The organism is Mycobacterium sp. (assembly GCF_049683355.1).
Taxonomy (GTDB): domain Bacteria; phylum Actinomycetota; class Actinomycetes; order Mycobacteriales; family Mycobacteriaceae; genus Mycobacterium.
The window spans coordinates 1-1,701 of the sequence record NZ_JBAUJB010000350.1; the positions used below are offsets into that span (position 1 = coordinate 1).

General features: G+C 68.1%; 2 protein-coding genes. Both read left to right on the top strand.

The features are described from left to right. A partial coding sequence (locus WA944_RS20040; RefSeq protein WP_526647278.1) for a glutamate ABC transporter substrate-binding protein occupies positions 1–894 on the top strand: 894 nt, incomplete at its 5' end. After that, positions 894–1,701, top strand: an 808-nt coding sequence (locus WA944_RS20045) for a serine/threonine protein kinase (RefSeq protein ID WP_526611143.1), incomplete at its 3' end; no start/stop codon positions are given. The genes WA944_RS20040 and WA944_RS20045, both read left to right, overlap by 1 nt.

A 1,701-nucleotide genomic window follows, 5' to 3' on the forward strand; every position in this document is an offset into this window, starting at 1 on the left:
ATGGCGCCCACCCCCGGCGTCACGCTGGCGCCGCCGACGCCGGCCGGGTTGGAGGAGTTGCCGCCGGAACCGGCGCGGGCGCCGGCCGCAGACGCCGACGCCTGCAACGTGACGGCAAGTTTGCGCCCGTTCGACACCGAAGCCGAGGCCGAGGAGGCAGTCGCCAACATCAGGGGCCGCGGCAGGCTGGTGGTCGGCCTGGACATCGGCAGCAACCTGTTCAGCTTCCGTGACCCGATCACCGGCGAGATCACCGGTTTCGACGTCGACATCGCCGGGGAGATCGCGCGCGACATCTTCGGCACCCCGTCACAGGTCGAGTACCGGATCCTGTCGTCGGCGGACCGTGTCGATGCGCTGCAGAACAACGAGGTCGACGTGGTGGTCAAAACCATGACCATCACCTGTGACCGCAAGGAGCAGGTCAACTTCTCCACGGTCTACCTGACCGCCGACCAACGGATCCTGGCCCCCCGCGACTCGCCGATCAGGACCCCGGCCGATCTGTCGGGGAAGCGGGTCTGCGTCGCCAAGGGCACCACGTCGCTGCAGCGGATCCAGGAGATCTCGCCGCCGCCGATCGTCGTCGGCGCGGTCACATGGGCCGACTGTCTGGTCGCACTGCAGCAACGCCAGGTCGACGCGGTCAGCACCGACGACTCGATCCTGGCCGGGCTGGTGGCCCAGGATCCCTATCTACACATCGTCGGCCCCTCGCTGAGTGAGGAGCCGTACGGCATCGGCATCAACAAGGAGAACACCGGCCTGGTCCGGTTCGTCAACGGCACCCTTGAGCGGATCCGTCGCGACGGCACCTGGAACACGTTGTACCGCAAGTGGTTGACGGTGCTGGGTCCGGCACCGCAGGCTCCACCGGCGAGGTACTCGGACTGATGGGCGAAGCACCACGCGAGGACCACGACAGGGACCACGATGAAGACCCGGGCACCCAGCCGGCGAGCCTGGACGAACTCGACATGGAGTCGGCGCCGACGATGCGTCCGATGTCCACGCAGGCGGTGTTCCGCCCCAACTTCGACGATGACGACGAGGACAGCGATTCGCTGCAGACCGGCGACACCGAACCTCAGGACCAGCCCACGACGCTGACCCGGACGGTGTCGCCGACCCGTCGGCTCGGCGGCGGGCTGGTGGAGATCCCCCGGGTGCCCGCCGTGGACCCGTTGGCCGCGCTGATGACCGACCCCGTCGTGGCGGAGTCCAAGCGCTTCTGCTGGAACTGCGGACGACCCGTAGGCCGGTCGACGCCCGACGGGCGGGCCCTGTCGGAGGGCTGGTGCCCACACTGCGGCAGTTCGTACTCGTTCCTGCCGCAGCTGGGCGTCGGCGACATCGTGGCCGACCAGTACGAGATCAAGGGCTGCATCGCGCACGGTGGTCTGGGCTGGGTGTATCTGGCGTTCGACAAGAACGTCAACGACCGTCCGGTGGTGCTCAAGGGCCTGGTGCACTCCGGTGACGCCGAGGCCCAGGCCATCGCGATGGCCGAGCGGCAGTTCCTCGCCGAGGTGACCCACCCCGGCATCGTCAAGATCTACAACTTCGTCGAGCACGACGACAAGCACGGCAACCCGGTCGGCTACATCGTCATGGAGTACGTCGGCGGATCGTCGCTCAAGCAGGCCACCCGGCTCAAGCAGACCGAGGGCACCCGGCTTCCGGTGGCCGAGGCCATCGGCT